This window comes from Rhodohalobacter sp. 8-1 (genome assembly GCF_038150125.1).
GTDB lineage: Bacteria > Bacteroidota > Rhodothermia > Balneolales > Balneolaceae > SW132.
Map to the genome: position 1 here is coordinate 1 of NZ_JBBVMF010000053.1, position 1231 is coordinate 1231.

The window sequence follows — 1231 nt, forward strand, 5'->3', positions numbered from 1 at the left end:
ACCACTCATCGAAAGGCGCTTTTAATCTTGTAACCGCTGTACGAATCATTGCGTAACCGAGGTTAAACCTTCACTAAATCCCCTCCATTATGTTATCTAAAAACTTACTTATTACCGCACTTTTATTGGTTATATCATATGCTCCTGCTGCTTTTTCACAGGCTCACATGAATAACAGTTTCAAATCAGCTGAGTCAAATCTCAGTATCAACGAAAGTAATCTGTACTGCTTCCAAACTCTTCAGTGCCTGAAAGAAGTAAACCCATTCAAGAACTCTAATCTTGATAATGTAAAACTCAACCAGGGTACTGAGAAGTACGTTGTGGAGGGCAAGTCCAAAAACGAAGAGCTTTACGCCGAATATAACGGTTCGAACGGAAATCTCATCAAAGCAACAGTTATTCAGCGTAATATTATACTGCCGAGAAATATTATGGCCGAAATTACAACCGGCGATTACAACGGCTGGACGATGGTTGGCAACAAACGTGTCATCAAAAACTTTATGAAAGACACCATCGAATATGAAGTAGTGATGATGAAAGATGGGGAATTGCGAATTGAGTATTTCGATTCAAACGGCATGATGATCGATCAGCTGATTTGATCAAATCCATTCTATTCAAAATTTAAAAAGGCATCCGGTTGAACAACCGGATGCCTTTTTTATAAAAACTAATTCATAGGATGAAAAACATGGTTATGGTCCATACTAATTACCAATCACCAAATTCTCTAATTTCCAAATTCCCTAAAACCAATCTACAGTATCAATCTCTCTTGTAAGTTATTGGATCTGCGACGGGACACTTCAATCTCTTTCCCGCATGAAAGTGTCAGTTTAAACTGACCACTGGCTATTTTATTGAGCTTCTCAACATGGGTCAGATTGATGATATACTGGCGGCTGGTTCGGAAAAAGCATTTGGAAGGAAGACGAGATTCAAGGTAGTTGAGAGACCTGTTTATAAGAAGGGCGCCACCGGTGAAATAGGTCTTACTATAGTTTCCACAGGTTTCGAAGTAGCGAACATTTTTCAGCTCTACCAGCTTACATTTATCCCCGTCGTTGAGCAAAACAGTATCATCCGGGGTAAGAGCATTTGAGGCAGACATTTCCATACATTTCATTCCAATATCTTTTTGTTTACCTACGACATACAGAACGGAATGTTACCTCAAAAGTTAGCCGCTAATTAATTACCTGAGTTCGATTCTTAGTTATTAATT

The 1231-nt window shown here is 38.8% G+C and carries 2 protein-coding genes; one reads left to right on the forward strand and one right to left on the reverse strand.

What is annotated here, in order from left to right:
• Nucleotides 1-89 precede the first annotated feature (89 nt).
• Nucleotides 90-608 (forward strand): hypothetical protein, encoded by a 519-nt coding sequence (locus AABW11_RS19965; protein ID WP_340107095.1) that lies wholly within the window; start codon nucleotides 90-92, stop codon nucleotides 606-608.
• Nucleotides 609-763: 155 nt separating this feature from the next.
• Here the strand turns inward: AABW11_RS19965 and AABW11_RS19970 are convergent, their stop codons facing one another.
• The gene (locus AABW11_RS19970; RefSeq protein ID WP_340107096.1) at nucleotides 764-1132 is read right to left on the reverse strand and encodes a LytR/AlgR family response regulator transcription factor; all 369 of its coding nucleotides are present in this window, start codon (nucleotides 1130-1132) and stop codon (nucleotides 764-766) included.
• Nucleotides 1133-1231 lie beyond the last annotated feature (99 nt).